A 15136-nucleotide genomic window follows, 5' to 3' on the forward strand; every position below is an offset into this window, starting at 1 on the left:
ATTCCCAGCAAAAATCAATATATTTAGCTTCAAAGCTCCTATTCTTCTATATGAAAAACATTTACTTATCGGTATTACTTTTCTTTTCAATTACAGCCAATGCCCAAAACGTAGATTCAACGTGGTTTGTAAATAATTATATTAAAAAAGAAGTAACTATACCGATGCGGGATGGGGTTAAGCTTTTCACATCTATCTACATACCAAAAGATCAATCAGAAAAACATCCCATATTATTAACCCGAACCCCATATTCGGTTGGGCCTTATGGTGCAGCTTACAGGCCGTATTGGCGGGGTTATATGATGCGCTACTGCCGCGAGGGCTATATTATGGTTAACCAGGATATCCGTGGCAAGTACATGAGCGAGGGGATATTTGAAGTTGTAAGGCCATTTAACCCCCAAAAAAAAACAAATAAGGATGTTGATGAAGCAAGCGATAGTTATGATACGATTGACTGGCTGGTTAAAAATATTGATAACAACAATGGTAATGTTGGCGGAATAGGTATATCGTTCCCTGGCTTTTTTGCTACCATGATAGCGCTAAGCGGGCATCCGGCGCTAAAGGCAGTTAGTCCGCAGGCACCGGTTACCGATCGTTTTTTTGGTGATGATGACCACCATAATGGTGTTTTGATGCTGATGGACGCCTTTGATTTTCATGTAGGCTATGGTTTTAGCGCGCCAAGCCGTAAACCATCCATAAAAGGGGCCAAAGGCGTTGACATCAATTATAAAGACAATTACGATTATTATTTAAAAATGGGGGCAATGCCCAATTTGACCAAATTGAGTGGTGATACCATGAAATTTTGGAGCGACATGATGAACCACCCCAACCTGGATGCCTGGTGGAAAGCGCGTGATGCCCGTGCCGGAATAAAAAATGTTAAACCGGCTATGCTGATAACCGGAGGATTGTTTGATGCAGAGGATGGATACGGCGCCTGGCATACTTATGAAGCTTTGATTAAGCAAAGCCCTGCAACAAACAGTAAGCTTGTCATGGGGCCCTGGTACCATGGCCAATGGGCGAGCAGAGACGGTACTCATTTAGGCAATGTGCGGTTTGATAGTAATACGGCAGCTTATTACCAGGATATGGAAGTTCCGTTCTTTAATTATTACCTAAAGGGAAAAGGAACCGACTCGTTAAGTAAAGTGACAATTTTCTTCTCGGGCGAAAACAAATGGCGTAAATTTTCGCAATGGCCGCTAGCCGACATCAAAGAAACACCAATTTACCTGTTGCCACATGGTAAGATATCATTTACAGCCACAAAAAGTACAAAGCCTACTTTTGACAGCTATGTAAGCGACCCTGCTAAGCCGGTACCTTATGCGGAAAAAATACATGCCGACCGTACCCGTGAATATATGGTTGATGACCAGCGTTTTGCCGCACGCCGTACGGATGTGCTGGTTTATGATACAGGAATACTAACGGATGATATAACATTAGCAGGTCCGGTAGTTGCCGACCTATTGGTAAGCCTATCGAACACAGACGCTGATTTTATAGTAAAGCTAATTGATGTTTTTCCGGAAGATACACAGGCTAACCCAATCACCAGATATCCGATGAGTGGGTATCAGATGCTGGTACGCGCAGAAACCATGCGGGGCAAATTTCGCAACAGTTTTGAAAAGCCTGAGCCATTTGTACCTGGTAAACCAACACGGGTAAAGTACACGCTGCCCGATGTTGCACATACCTTTAAAAAAGGCCATAAAATAATGGTACAGATACAGAGCTCGTGGTTCCCGTTAACAGACAGAAATCCGCAGCAATTTTTGGATATTAACCAGGCAAAGGATACGGATTTTGTAAAAGAAACTATCAATGTTTATCACAACAGTTCAAAGATCATATTACCTGTTATTAAATCTTAGCCTCAGCGCTATTTTTGATGGACTTAAAAAGAACAGCAAACAAAAAATGAATTTGCTTTCTTTGGGTATGGGTGTTAAATTGTAGTTACGTATACTGATTGAAAGGATCAAAACTACTTAAGTTTTGACGGCCGAACTTTAATTTTAGGTGATTAGCAAAGTTAATCTATCTTTGGGGCTTAAATCTTATAATTATATTTTCATGGCAAAGGCATCCGAAATTAAAGTAGGTAATATATTGCGCTTCAACGGCGAACTGGTAACCGTAACAGAAGTACTGCACCGTACACCAGGCAAAGGCGGAGCATTCTACCTGGATAAGTTTCGTAACATAAAAACAGGAAAAATTGTTGAGGCCCGCTTGGGCACCGACGAGCAGGTTGAAATTTGCCGTGTAGAAACCAACGATTTTCAATACTTGTATGAAGATGGCGACGCCATGGTGATCATGGATAATACCACCTTTGAGCAGCATAATATCCCTAAGGCGCTTTTTGGGCCCGCGGTGAAATTCCTGAAAGAAGGTATGAGCGTAATCGTTTCGTTTGAAAGCGAAGAACCGATCATGGCTGTAGCACCCAACTTTGTGGAGCTGGAAATTACCTACGCCGAACCTGCCGTTAAAGGTGATACCTCATCAGGCGCGCTGAAAACAGCGACTACCGAAAATGGTATAGAAATTAAAGTGCCTCTATTTGTTAATCAGGGCGATAGAATAAAGGTAGATACCCGTACCGGCGAATACGTTGAGCGTGCTAAATAGGTAGACAAAAAAGCCGGTCGTTAAGGCCGGCTTTTTTTTGCATTCAGCTTTCCATGGTTATGTGATCAAGGGTTTTGTTATCATTCATTTTTACAACCAGAATATATTGTGATATATCTTTATCAAGAATAAAGTCTAAAATGGCGAACTCTTCTTCTTCGTCTGGATAAAAGCCAATTCTTCTTAATTTTAATATGGAAAGTAATTGAAGATCAATAGACAAGTTCTTGTCTGTATTTTTCAGAAGTTTATCCAAGTCACTCTGATCGAGTTCTTCGGTATGAAAAGTTAAATATTCCTTAACCGCGTCGCCCTGGTCAAAGTCATTGAAGATCTCTTTTTTTGCAGTATCAATAATTTTAGGAAGATCATCCAAATAGCTTTTTAAAACAGCAAGTCTACCAGGTTCAATGTTTGTTTCGTCGAAATTTATATCTAATTGAATTTGGTTCTGCTCTAAATCAATATCAATTTCATAATAATCTGTTAAAGAATCAGAATCTAACTCGTTAAAGAATGGAAGATTTATAATCATTTGTTGTCAAGGTTTAATGACTTAAACATATTGATTTTTAATAATAATTGAATGACATTTTGATAATAGATATGTTAAATTTTATCTGATAAAACATATTCTGAGTGGAAGAAAAAACACACCACCATATCTCCACCTAAACCGATAAAACATTCATAGGCGTGAGCAGATCCAACAGATCCTGCCGGGATAGGGATTTGAGGATGTTGGTATCCGTTTTAACCAGGTCATGCACAAGGCCTTTTTTGTTTTCCTGTATCTGCATGATCTTTTCTTCTACAGTACCAGGGCAGATCAGCCTGATGGCTACAACTCTTTTGTTTTGCCCTATGCGGTGAGCACGGTCAATCGCCTGATTTTCAACTGCCGGGTTCCACCAGGGGTCGATGAGGTAGATATAATCAGCTTCGGTAAGGTTGAGTCCTGTGCCACCGGCTTTTAGGCTGATGAGGAATACCCGGCAGTGATGATCCTGTTGAAATGATTGTACTACGGCTTCGCGGTTGCGGGTTTTGCCGGTGAGCTGCACAAAGGAGATCTTCCGCTTGAGCAGTTCTTCGCTAATCAGGTCGAGCATACCGGTGAATTGCGAAAACACCAGTATTTTATGCTCCGGCGATTTGCTTTCTATTTGCTCGATCAGCGTATCGATCTTGGCCGACTCTTTGCCCGGCAGCCGGTCGCCACTCATTAAAACCGGCGAATCGCAGATCTGGCGGAGCTTGGTAAGCCCTTTTAATACGTTCATCGGGGTTTTCTTCAGCTCCTCATTATCAATGGCCGAAATATATTCCCTGAATTCCTTTTCGTAAGCATCATAGATCCGTTTTTGTTCGGCACCCATTTCGCAATGTAGTACCATTTCTGTTTTCTCGGGCAGATCGCCGGCTACCTGCTCCTTGGTTCTTCTCAGGATAAAAGGCTTTATCTTTTTCTGTAATTCGGCAGCACGGATCGCGCTCTTGAACTGATCAATAGGTGTAGAATAGATATCCTTAAAGTATTGCTTACCGCCCAGTAAACCGGGGCAGGCAAAGGAAAGCTGGCCGTACAGGTCAAAGGTGTTATTTTCTATAGGTGTGCCGGTTACCACCAGTTTATTGCGCGATTTTAGCAGACGGGCTGCCTTATATCGTTGCGATGACGGATTCTTGATGTTCTGTGATTCGTCCAGAATAACATAGTTAAAATGGTAATCTTTCAGAAAACGAACATCAGAGAGCATATTGCCGTAGCTCGTGAGGATAATTTCGTATTGATCAAAATCATGTATCTCCTTTACCCGGTCGGCCCCATAAAGGGTATGCAAGCGAATGGAAGGGGCGAATTTTTGTATTTCCTGCTGCCAGTTAAAAATGAGTGATGTCGGCACGACAATCAGGTTGGTGTTTTGACTAATCTTTTTACGTTGCGACAGGATAAAAGCTATCACCTGGATTGATTTTCCCAGGCCCATATCGTCTGCCAGGCAGCCGCCAAAATTAAAATCGTCCAGGAAGTTGAGCCAGTTTAATCCCTGTTGTTGATAGGGGCGAAGGGTTCCTAATAAATCAGCGGGCACATCAACGGGGTTGATCGTTTCGAAGTTTGCAAATTTCTCGCGGTAAATCCTCAGGTCCTGTTTAACTTCTTCTGCCAGCACTTGTGCCTCATAGATCGTCTCTATAGATGAAAAATTGATTTTAGGCGTGTGTAGCATATCATCGTCCGCAACTTCGCCCGCGTTAAAATAGCTTTCAAATTTGGCAATCCATTCATCAGGGAGGATGCCGAGTGTACCATCATCCAACTGTACAAATTTACTTTTGTTGCGGATAGCTTTATGCAAAGCTTTTAAGCTCGCTTTCTTTTGTCCAAACTTGGCTTCTATAATGGTATTAAACCAATTCATGCCACTCAGTACCTTAATATCAATACTGATCTTGTAAGGGCTAAGCCGGTTACCTTCTATCTCATTAAAACCCAGTATAATGATCTGCTGATTACGCCATTGTTCAAAAACATCCGGAAACCAATCTTCATTCAGGAAGTGTTTTTTATGCAGGTAAAAATAGTGCAGGTCGTCATCAGCTTGTTCCTCAAAATAAGGATGCTGCCTTATCAAACTGGCTATAAAGGCTTTTTCAGCGGGCTCATTGCGCTGTACCAGGAATTCTTTTCCGTTAGCATCAATGGCATAAATATTTTTTGGGGTACGGATTTGTATTTCAGCTTCACCATACCGCATAACCGGGATAAGCATAATATGGCTCCCAAAATCCGACAGGTAGATGATCTTTTCCGGATCCTGGTTAAAGCCCATTTGCTCCAGCTGCTTTGGCGTGGCGGTTTGAATATGCTGGTATTTTACATCGATGGTATCCTCCAGTTTGCCTAACCATTGACTTTTGATCAAAGGGTATTTAGATTGGTGCACAAGCATATTGCCGGGTCTTTGTTTCAGAAAACTCATCACATTCAGAGCCTGCAGGTTATCGGCCAGGTACAGTGTATCGCCATTAAGCAAAAAATAGCTGAACATGATGCGCTGGTCTTTCAGAGTGTGGCGTTCGCCATCAATAGTGATATCAAGCGACAGTTCAAAAAAAGAGCCGTCGGGTTTTACGCGGAGCTGCACACCCTGCGGAAGCGGTGCTACTTTTACAGGTATCAATGATGAGGCACTGATCTTTTCTCCTTTTTCTGCGTCCTGATAATAAAAAGGATAACCCATTGGGTTTTTAGCGATGGCTCTTAAAGCTGCCAGGTCTGTTTCGCTTTTTTTACCGGTAAGGTTATTCTGGAATTTGCTGATACCGGTGTAGAATTTCAGCTCCTCATGATCGGTAGTTTTCCAGACCAGGTCCATGGGTTCCAGGCGGTTCAGCGGGTTTTTTAATTTTCCCTCTTTGGTAAGTGCCGAAGCAAAAAGCTCTACATGCAGATACTTATAATATTTATGCTCCCGGATCACCACAAATGCGCTTTGTTCCTGATCATCAAGGGATGACGCTGGCGGCTGATCAGGGTTCGAAGGTAGCATGGTGCGCAGCGTGTTCAGGCTTTCTTTAGTCACTGGGAAAAGATCGGGAGAATGTGAAGTGATCACCAGCTTATTATAAATCAGCTCGATCCGGAAAAACTGATCGGGATCAGGCTCGTTTTCCAAGCCATAAGGTATGGCCGCGTTTTTTAATTTTTGATGGCGAATCCGTGTATTAAAAAACACAACAAATTCATCCTTTCGCAGGATGGTTTGCAATACCACTGCCTCATGCTCACATAATTTCCCCAACTCGTTGGTACAGGTGCAGGTGACCAGCAATTGCTCGGGTTCCTGTGATACTGTAACAGTAGGGAAAGTGATGTTTTTAAGATTATTAAATGCTCCTTCGTTAACTGTCAGACTTAGCGGATTAAGATATTGCCCGGCATCTTCATCAGTATAGAAACCTGCAGAATTATATTGAGCGATATCCCTGCTGGTCATCGATTCCAGGTTGGTGCCCCTGAAAATAAAATGGTGATTGCTGTCCTGTGTTTCTGTATTGCTCAATGCTTTGCTCCGGTATAAATAACAAGAGCGAATTTAGGATAAAAAATAGATGTGCAGATGTGATCAGATGTGCAAATGTGCCGATATGCAAATGTGCAGATGAAAATAATTATACCTGATGATCTGATTTTGAGCATGTCTGTAAAATTACACATTCGTACATGATGGCATTCGCACATCAAAACTTAATCCCATTTTTTAAACTGTATTTTTCATTTTTTAAATACGGATCTGTCCATTGCAGGGCTATTTTGCTTCTTTGCCCCGTTTGGCAAATGAATATCAGTTTTTTGTCAAGAGGTATCATATCCGCAGATTCCTGTAGCTCGTACAGGGGGATATTTATCCCGCCAATATTATAATCATCGAATTCATAGGTCTCGCGTACATCAATAAGACAGATGTCGTCAGGTGATTCTGCCAGCCAGTTGTTTAAAGTTTCTATGCTGATATCATGATCTTTGGCTACTGTTTTATCAACAAGCGGAGGTGTTGAAACAACCTGCTTTTGTTTGGTTATTTGATAAACACTCATGCTGTTATCCAGTGCGTTCATGCTGAATAGTTTGCCGGATAAGGTTTCACCGAAACCGCAAATGATCTTGATGGCTTCATTGGCCATATAGGTACCGATGATACCCGGCAGTACACCGATAACGCCTGCATCGTCACAATTCGGTACTTCGTCGTTAGGAGGGGGCTCTGGAAACAGATCCCGGTAATTTGGCCCGCCTTTATAGTTGAATACCGATACCTGTCCTTCAAACTTAAAAATGGAACCAAATACCAGGGGTTTGTTTAGGGCTACACAGATATCATTAACAAGGTAGCGTGTGGTAAAGTTGTCCGAACCATCGATGATGATGTGGTATTCCTTAATAAGTTTTTCTGCGTTATCAGCATTTAATCTTTCCTGATAAGCAATCAATTCTACGAAAGGGTTAAGCCATTCCAGCTTTTGTTTAGCCGTTTCGGCTTTGGGTTTTCCCACATCGGTAATAGTATATAAGATCTGCCGGTGCAAGTTGCTCATATCTATCACATCATCATCAACTATACCAATATGGCCAACACCGGCAGTCACCAGGTATTGTAAAACAGGGCAACCCAAGCCACCTGCGCCGATCATCAGCACGCTGGCAGCTTTTAATTTTTCCTGACCGATTAAACCCAATTCTGGCAGTATGATCTGGCGGTTATATAGTTTCAGTTCATCACGTTCCAACATCTTTTTATATTTTGAACCCTCTCTCTCGATAGCTATCGGGATGTAAAGGGCAGGGTAAGGCACTATGTTAAACAATTATCCCAATCCTTCCATACCGGTTCATAGCCCTGCTGGCTGATCACCCGGGCAATCTCTGCGGGGCTCCGTTCATCCGATATTTCAAACTGCTCCAATGATTCTGGCTCAACGGCATAGCCTCCCGGATTGGTTTTTGAACCCGCACTGATGGAGGTGATACCTAGTTTGATGATATTGTTCCGAAAACGCGGCGATTCGCGTGTAGAAATTGATAGTTCTACCTCCTCGTTAAACAAGCGATAGGCACAGATCAGTTGAACCAATTCGCGATCATTCATTTCTACCTTAGGTTCTAATCCACCGCTAAATGGGCGTAATCTGGGGAACGATAAACTGTATTTGCTTTGCCAGTATCGTTTTTCCAGGTAATTCAGGTGCAGGGCGGTAAAAAAACAATCGGTACGCCAGTCTTCCAGACCTATCAATACGCCCAGGCCCATTTTATGGATACCAGCCTGACCGAGCCTGTCAGGTGTTTCGAGGCGGTACTTGAAATTGGATTTTTTGCCTTTGGGATGATGTTTTTTGTAATCTTCCCGGTGATAGGTTTCCTGATAAACCAGTACGGTGTTTAAGCCGTATGGCGTAAGTTGTTCATAATCTTCCAGATCCATGGGCTGTACCTCCATAGAGATATGCGCAAAGTGTGGACGGATAAGTTCCAGCGCCTTCTTAAAATAATCTACATGCACCGTAACATTGTCCTCGCCGGTCACCAAAAGCACATGTTCATATCCCATATCCTTGATCACTGCCACTTCCTGCATAATTTCCATGGGCGACAGCGTTTTTCGCCTTACTTTATTATCATAACTAAAGCCACAATAGGTGCAAATATTGCTGCATTCGTTGGATAGATAAAGCGGTACATACATCTGGATCACCTTGCCAAAACGTTTAAGGGTTAATTGCTGGCTAAGTTGTGCCATTTGTTCCAGATAAGGAGCAGCCGCGGGTGAAACCAAAGCTTTGAAATCTTCCAGCGTACGTTTGGTAGCTGATAAAGCTTTTTCCACATCCGCGCCGGTTTTGGCGTAGATGCTGCCTTTGACCTCGTCCCAGTTATAGGTTTCAAAAATATCGTTAAAGCTATGCATCTAAAAAAGAGGTTAGTGGACTACTGGCGACAGCATGTGAAACAGGTGAGGCCAACTTAGCCTCAAAGGCCATCCGACCAGCCTCCACAGCAATTTTAAAGGCCGCGGCCATACGCACAGGATCACCCGAAACAGCTATGGCGGTGTTTACCAAGACCGCGTCGGCGCCAATCTCAAGTGCCCGGGCAGCATCAGATGGCGAACCAATCCCGGCATCAACAATTACGGGCACGTTGCTTTGTGCGATGATGATCTCTAAAAAATCAATGGTTTTTAATCCCTTGTTGCTGCCAATCGGCGAACCCAGAGGCATTACCGCTGCGGTACCCGCATCCTCCAGTCGTTTACATAAAACCGGGTCGGCATGGATATAGGGGAGTACTACAAAGCCCATTTTGGCCAGTTCTTCCGTGGCTTTAAGTGTTTCAATAGGATCGGGCATCAGGTATTTGGGATCAGGATGGATCTCCAGTTTTATCCAGTTGGTTTCCAGGGCCTCCCGTGCCAGTTGTGCCGCAAAAACGGCTTCTTTAGCATTGCGCACGCCAGATGTATTGGGCAGCAGGTTAATATGCGGGTATTTTAAGCGGATCAGCAGATCGTCCTGGTCATTGTTCTTCACATCAACCCGTTTCAGAGCTACGGTAACCAATTCTGATCCCGAAGCTACCAAAGCTTCCTCCATCAAGGCGGATGAACTGAATTTGCCCGTACCCGTGAACAGGCGGGAACTGAAAGTTTTATCGGCTATTTTTAACATCTTATACTTCTTTTAAAACGTTCATATGTAACTGTTGGTAGATGTATTGCGTGGTTTGTGCAGCATCGGCAGCGTGGGTGATCGCTCCGGAAATAGCCACGCCATGTACCCCGGTTTGTATGATCGCGGCAATATCATTAGGTTCAATCCCACCAATGGCGATGATGGGGATGTTCATCGCTGCCGATCTTACTTGAGCCAAAATATCCTGATAGCCCTCTAATCCCAAAATCGGACTCAGCTTTTCTTTTGTTTTGGTAAACCGGTAGGGGCCCAAACCAATATAGTCGGCGCCTTCGGCAACTCTTTGTTGAATATGCTCAAAAGTATTGGCTGTGCCACCGATGATCATCTCCTGGCCTACTATACGCCGTGCCTCTGCAATGGGCATATCCTGTAAACCCAGGTGCAGACCATAAGCGCCGGCTTTCAGTGCAACCTCCGGATGGTCATTCACAATCAGCTTTGCACTAAATTGTTCGCATAATGCCTGAGCTTCTTGTGCATATTCCAGGATGGTAGATTCGGGCTCATCCTTTACCCGCAGTTGGATCCATTTGCAGCCCGCGTTAAGGGCTTCTTTGATGGCCGAGAGATGCGTACGGATTGGTGTTTGTTGCGATATATAATGAAGCTTATCAATCATGTTTGTTTAATTAAAAGGTGTTCCTGTAATTTGTTGAAGTTGGTGATCGCATGCGCCGGATTGTTCCATATTGTACCCAAAACCGCCGCGCCGTCAAAACCCATATGTTTTACTTTATGCAGGTTTGCGTACCCTACACCGCCTAAGGCAATAACCTGTGTTGCAGTGTTTGGTGGCAGTTGAAAATTATCGGGCAGTTGGCTTTGATAATCCGGTTTGGATATACTATTAAATACAGGCCCGAAAAAAGTATAGTCAAATGGTGGTAATGAGCTCAACTCATTTATATTATGAATTGATGTGCTCAATACGTAACCTTCTTCTTTTTTAAGGATCAGTTTACCCGGTTCTGTATCTAACCTGTGTTTTTCGGTATAATGCAATTTCTTGATATCAAAATCCGAGGCGATGTGATGTTGCTGATGTAATGTTATCTGCGGATAAAAAGCATGATCTATCTGCTGTAACAGGTCAACCAGCTGTGTTTCGTCCCAAGCCGGTTTCCGCAAATGATAGCGCTTTAAACCAGCCTCAAAAAGTTGATTTATTATCGCAGCCTCGTTGATTACCTGCTGGGGATATGAAATAACTATCAATTGCATATATCTTTATTCATTAAGAGCCTGTCAGTCTGAGCTTGTCGAAGACTCGCGTATAGGGGCCTACTCACCATGCTTCGACAGGCTCAGCATGACAACCTGGCTCTTGTACCAGATTTTATTACAGGTATATCTCGCTCCCTTTCTCTGCAAACTCCTTTGATTTTTGCTCCATCCCCTTTGCCAGTGCAGCAGCTTCGTCCACACCATTTTCTTTGGCGTATTCCCGTACATCCTGGGTGATTTTCATGGAGCAGAAGTTAGGGCCGCACATGGAACAGAAATGGGCTATCTTGGCACCGTCGGCAGGCAGGGTTTCATCATGAAATTCCCTGGCGGTATCCGGATCGAGCGAAAGGTTAAACTGATCCTCCCATCTAAACTCAAAACGGGCCTTACTCAAGGCATTATCACGATACTGCGCACCGGGGTGTCCTTTAGCCAGATCTGCCGCATGAGCGGCTATTTTATAGGTAATTACCCCATCTTTTACGTCTTTTTTATTGGGTAAGCCCAAATGCTCCTTCGGTGTAACATAACAAAGCATCGCTGTACCAAACCAACCGATCATGGCGGCGCCGATGGCCGAGGTAATATGGTCATAGCCAGGAGCAATATCGGTAGTAAGCGGACCTAATGTATAGAATGGCGCTTCACCGCAATGAGCCAGTTGTTTGTCCATGTTTTCCTTGATCATGTGCATGGGGATATGGCCCGGGCCTTCAATAATGGTTTGCACATCGTGTTTCCAGGCAATTTTGGTTAACTCGCCCAGTGTTTCCAGTTCGCCAAATTGTGCTGCATCATTCGCATCGGCAATACAGCCTGGTCGTAAACCATCACCTAAAGAGAAGGCCACATCATAAGCTTTCATGATCTCGCAGATCTCTTCAAAATGGGTGTACAGGAAGTTTTCTTTGTGATGGGCCAGGCACCATTTGGCCATAATAGAGCCACCACGCGATACAATACCGGTAATGCGTTTGGCGGTAAGCGGCACATAGCGCAATAGTACACCAGCATGGATAGTAAAATAATCCACTCCTTGCTCTGCCTGCTCAATCAGTGTGTCGCGGAATAGCTCCCAGGTTAGGTCCTCGGCTTTACCGTTTACTTTTTCCAAAGCCTGGTAAATGGGAACGGTACCAATAGGCACCGGCGAATTGCGGATGATCCATTCGCGGGTTTCATGAATGTTTTTCCCGGTTGATAAATCCATAATAGTATCAGCTCCCCAACGACAGGCCCATACCGCTTTTTCTACTTCTTCTTCAATACTGGAAGTAACCGCCGAGTTGCCGATATTGGCGTTGATCTTCACCAAAAAATTACGACCGATGATCATCGGTTCAATTTCTGGATGGTTGATATTGGAGGGGATCACCGCACGGCCTGCGGCAACTTCCGAGCGAACAAACTCTGGCGTTATGTACCCTTTTGGTGTATTTGCACCAAAACTATGACCGGGGTGCTGATGACTCATCACCTCGTATTGCCCATTCAATTGCTCTTTTAACAGGTCGATGCGCTGATTTTCGCGAATCGCGATGTATTCCATTTCGGGGGTAATAATACCTTTTTTTGCGTAGTGCATCTGCGATACGTTCATACCCGGTTTAGCTCTTAAAGGCTTACTTACGTGCGCAAAACGTAACTCATCCAGGCTTTGATCGTTTAAACGCTGTTGCCCATATTGGGAGGAGATGCCATTGAGTTGTTCCACATCATTCCGGTTCGTGATCCATTGCTCACGTAGGCGGGGGAGCCCTTTTTTTACGTCGATAGTGGCGTTTATATCGGTATAGGGGCCGCTGGTATCATAAACGGTAACGGGGGCATTGGGTTCTGTTTCGCCAAAGCGACCATGCAGTTTAGTATCGCTTAAACTAATCTCGCGCATGGCTACTTGTATATCATGCAGCTGTCCCTGCACAAAAACTTTTCTGGAGGCCGGGAAAGGCTCGGTAGTTAATACCTGGCCGGTTGGAATTTTTTCTTGCTTCATACTTATACAATTATTGAATTATTGATTTAGTGAATTAGTGATTGGAGCTAATTATTGATTTATTGATTTTTTGAAGGGGGGATTCATTTGCACATCATAATTATTGAATTAGTGCGTTAGTGCGTTCTATGAAGGGAAACTCATTTGCACATCCGCATATTTGCACATCTAACATCACCCTCCCTGGGTTGCTTTGATGATGACGATTTGATCTTGGTGGCTGACCTGTTGATCTGCCCAGTTGGATCGCGGAATAATGACCTGATTAATGGCTACGGCAATGCCTTTTGGCTGGGCATCAAATACAATAGCCAGCATTTGCTGTACATTGCACACATCGGTAACCTGGTAAGTTTGTTGATTTACGGTGATTTCCATTCTGCATCTAAAATTTCGACTTTAGGAATGGCCCCGTTTACATGGAGGAAAGAAAAAATAACCACATAGGGTTATCGTCACTTTTCCCTTCGGCAGTACTAACTGCATCAGGTTCAAAGGGTATTATCTCAGTCCATTAAAGGACACCCCTAAAGTTGCGGTAAACTTATAAAAAAATAGATAATTCAAAGAATTTTCAACTTTTTTAAATTCTTTGAATCCTACTGACATAAGGCTGTCACTAACCATAGGTTTCTTTGTAATACAAAATCAAAACAAAAGAAACCATGGAAACAAATGCAATCCCACAAGTAGAAAATTCAACTGCCCAGTTCATTTCACCTGAAACTTTTTTAAATAATTGGCAAGGACACCGCGGCCTAACCAGAAAAGTCATTGAGGCTTTTCCGGAAGATAAATTATTTGGTTATTCGATAGGAGGGATGCGTTCATTTGGTGTAATGGCTGTTGAAATTATGGATCTGTCACAATATGGTGTTGAAGGTGTAGTGACTGGTACATGGAGATCGGCCGAAACGCTTGATCATGCCACAGAAAAAGTAGCGGTTGAAAGTAAAGCGTCCATCTTGCAACGCTGGGATCAGATCACCCAGGAATTGAACGAATACTGGCCACAAATTTCACCCGAGCGTTTTCAGGAAGTGGAAGTAGCTTTTGGTGCTTATGAAAATAAAAATATCAATACGATACAGTATGTTGTAGACAACGAGATCCATCACAGGGCTCAGGGATACGTTTTTTTGCGTAGTTTGGGTATCGAGCCACCTGCATTTTGGGACAGGTTTTAAGCCAGTCCTTCTAATCACAAGCAGCCTGGTTGAGGCTGCTTGTGATTATTTTAAAGTAAAACCTATTTCGTATTCACAGTTGAATTTTGGTTATGAGCATGAACCAGTACCCAGAGATTATCAAAATGATGATCCATATTCTTATACGGCTATATCTCTATATCCTGCCTATCCTTTAACGCGTCAGTCAATTTTTTGTTAATTTTGACGCTTTGGTAAAAATCAATAAAAAATTGTATTCAAAAGACGAGGCATCACAGATCAGACAGGCTTTTTGGACCGCATTTGGGCAATACATAGCGCCGCAACTTTCGGCCGATGGTTTAAGAATTAACTGGATCAACTACAAAACAGGCATCAAATACCTTAACTTTAAAATGCAAACCGGTAATCGTCAGGCCTACATTGCTATCGAAATTTCTCATCCCGACGCCGGGATGCAGGAACTGATGTTTGAGCAATTCAAAGAGCTAAAAACAGTATTTGATGCTAATGTTAATGAAGAGTGGGACTGGGAGCTGCATACGCGCGACGAAAACAATAAACTGGTAAGCCGCATCATCAAAACGTTACCATCAGCAAGCATCTTTAACCGTAACGACTGGCCAAATTTGATATCCTTTTTTAAACCCCGCATCATAGCGCTTGACGAATTCTGGAGCGTAGCCCAATATAGTTTTGAACTATTTAAGTAATACAAGATGTGCAAATATGCAAATAAGGCCGGATGTGCAAATGAAGGTAATGATTAATGATTTGATTTCTTGATCTGGTGCATTTACATATTCAATCTCATCTGGACATT

Annotated in this window: 13 protein-coding genes and 1 riboswitch; of the genes, 4 read left to right on the plus strand and 9 right to left on the minus strand. The window is 43.2% G+C overall.

Annotated features, from left to right (window positions below; all coding sequences use genetic code 11):
• The first annotated feature begins 50 nt into the window (after positions 1–50).
• Both FHW89_RS02010 and efp read left to right on the plus strand, forming a co-directional pair.
• Positions 51–1898 carry a CocE/NonD family hydrolase gene (locus FHW89_RS02010; protein ID WP_172333329.1) on the plus strand — a complete coding sequence of 616 codons (1848 nt, stop codon included), beginning with the start codon at positions 51–53 and terminating at the stop codon, positions 1896–1898.
• A 202-nt stretch (positions 1899–2100) separates the two neighbouring features.
• The gene (gene efp, locus FHW89_RS02015; RefSeq protein ID WP_172333330.1) at positions 2101–2661 is read left to right on the plus strand and encodes an elongation factor P; all 561 of its coding nucleotides are present in this window, start codon (positions 2101–2103) and stop codon (positions 2659–2661) included.
• Positions 2662–2704: 43 nt separating this feature from the next.
• Here the strand turns inward: efp and FHW89_RS02020 are convergent, their stop codons facing one another.
• The 9 genes from FHW89_RS02020 to thiS all read right to left on the minus strand — a co-directional run bounded on the left by FHW89_RS02020 (position 2705) and on the right by thiS (position 13522).
• Positions 2705–3196, minus strand: a complete 492-nt coding sequence (locus tag FHW89_RS02020; protein ID WP_172333331.1) for a DUF2004 domain-containing protein — start codon at positions 3194–3196, stop codon at positions 2705–2707.
• 136 nt (positions 3197–3332) lie between these two features.
• On the minus strand, positions 3333–6731 hold the full coding sequence (locus FHW89_RS02025; protein ID WP_253952141.1) for a DEAD/DEAH box helicase: 3399 nt from the start codon (positions 6729–6731) through the stop codon (positions 3333–3335).
• Between the two features lie 178 nt (positions 6732–6909).
• Complete coding sequence (gene moeB / locus FHW89_RS02030) at positions 6910–7959, minus strand: HesA/MoeB/ThiF family protein (RefSeq protein WP_172333332.1); 1050 nt, start codon at positions 7957–7959, stop codon at positions 6910–6912.
• Positions 7960–8021: 62 nt separating this feature from the next.
• The gene (thiH, locus tag FHW89_RS02035; protein WP_172333333.1) at positions 8022–9134 is read right to left on the minus strand and encodes a 2-iminoacetate synthase ThiH; all 1113 of its coding nucleotides are present in this window, start codon (positions 9132–9134) and stop codon (positions 8022–8024) included.
• Positions 9127–9894, minus strand: a complete 768-nt coding sequence (locus FHW89_RS02040; RefSeq protein WP_172333334.1) for a thiazole synthase — start codon at positions 9892–9894, stop codon at positions 9127–9129. The genes thiH and FHW89_RS02040 overlap by 8 nt, the downstream gene beginning before the upstream one ends.
• A gap of 1 nt (position 9895) precedes the next feature.
• Entirely contained in the window at positions 9896–10540 is a 645-nt protein-coding gene (locus FHW89_RS02045) for a thiamine phosphate synthase (protein ID WP_172333335.1), read from the minus strand.
• Positions 10537–11142: a thiamine phosphate synthase gene (locus FHW89_RS02050; protein WP_172333336.1), complete on the minus strand. Its 606-nt coding sequence runs from the start codon at positions 11140–11142 to the stop codon at positions 10537–10539. The genes FHW89_RS02045 and FHW89_RS02050 overlap by 4 nt, the downstream gene beginning before the upstream one ends.
• 118 nt (positions 11143–11260) lie before the next feature.
• The gene (gene thiC / locus FHW89_RS02055) at positions 11261–13144 is read right to left on the minus strand and encodes a phosphomethylpyrimidine synthase ThiC (protein WP_172333337.1); all 1884 of its coding nucleotides are present in this window, start codon (positions 13142–13144) and stop codon (positions 11261–11263) included.
• Positions 13145–13318: 174 nt separating this feature from the next.
• Positions 13319–13522, minus strand: a complete 204-nt coding sequence (gene thiS / locus FHW89_RS02060; RefSeq protein WP_172333338.1) for a sulfur carrier protein ThiS — start codon at positions 13520–13522, stop codon at positions 13319–13321.
• 67 nt (positions 13523–13589) lie between these two features.
• Positions 13590–13683: riboswitch (TPP riboswitch) on the minus strand.
• A gap of 126 nt (positions 13684–13809) precedes the next feature.
• On the opposite strand from thiS, the gene FHW89_RS02065 reads away from it, so the two are divergent.
• Both FHW89_RS02065 and FHW89_RS02070 read left to right on the plus strand, forming a co-directional pair.
• Positions 13810–14331, plus strand: coding sequence for a DinB family protein (locus FHW89_RS02065; RefSeq protein WP_172333339.1), 522 nt, complete (start codon positions 13810–13812; stop codon positions 14329–14331).
• A gap of 212 nt (positions 14332–14543) precedes the next feature.
• Positions 14544–15026: a DUF4268 domain-containing protein gene (locus tag FHW89_RS02070; RefSeq protein ID WP_253952142.1), complete on the plus strand. Its 483-nt coding sequence runs from the start codon at positions 14544–14546 to the stop codon at positions 15024–15026.
• Positions 15027–15136 lie beyond the last annotated feature (110 nt).

Origin of the sequence: Mucilaginibacter sp. SG564, assembly GCF_013149275.1 — a bacterium.
GTDB lineage: Bacteria > Bacteroidota > Bacteroidia > Sphingobacteriales > Sphingobacteriaceae > Mucilaginibacter.

Excerpts from the sequence above, each read along its gene's own strand:
- FHW89_RS02065 (WP_172333339.1), top strand. The coding sequence starts at position 13,810 with ATGGAAACAAATGCAATCCCACAAGTAGAAAATTCAACTGCCCAGTTC.
- FHW89_RS02020 (WP_172333331.1), bottom strand. The coding sequence starts at position 3,196 with ATGATTATAAATCTTCCATTCTTTAACGAGTTAGATTCTGATTCTTTA.
- thiS (WP_172333338.1), bottom strand. The coding sequence starts at position 13,522 with ATGGAAATCACCGTAAATCAACAAACTTACCAGGTTACCGATGTGTGC.
- efp (WP_172333330.1), top strand. The coding sequence starts at position 2,101 with ATGGCAAAGGCATCCGAAATTAAAGTAGGTAATATATTGCGCTTCAAC.
- FHW89_RS02010 (WP_172333329.1), top strand. The coding sequence starts at position 51 with ATGAAAAACATTTACTTATCGGTATTACTTTTCTTTTCAATTACAGCC.
- FHW89_RS02045 (WP_172333335.1), bottom strand. The coding sequence starts at position 10,540 with ATGATTGATAAGCTTCATTATATATCGCAACAAACACCAATCCGTACG.
- thiC (WP_172333337.1), bottom strand. The coding sequence starts at position 13,144 with ATGAAGCAAGAAAAAATTCCAACCGGCCAGGTATTAACTACCGAGCCT.
- thiH (WP_172333333.1), bottom strand. The coding sequence starts at position 9,134 with ATGCATAGCTTTAACGATATTTTTGAAACCTATAACTGGGACGAGGTC.
- FHW89_RS02040 (WP_172333334.1), bottom strand. The coding sequence starts at position 9,894 with ATGTTAAAAATAGCCGATAAAACTTTCAGTTCCCGCCTGTTCACGGGT.
- moeB (WP_172333332.1), bottom strand. The coding sequence starts at position 7,959 with ATGTTGGAACGTGATGAACTGAAACTATATAACCGCCAGATCATACTG.
- FHW89_RS02050 (WP_172333336.1), bottom strand. The coding sequence starts at position 11,142 with ATGCAATTGATAGTTATTTCATATCCCCAGCAGGTAATCAACGAGGCT.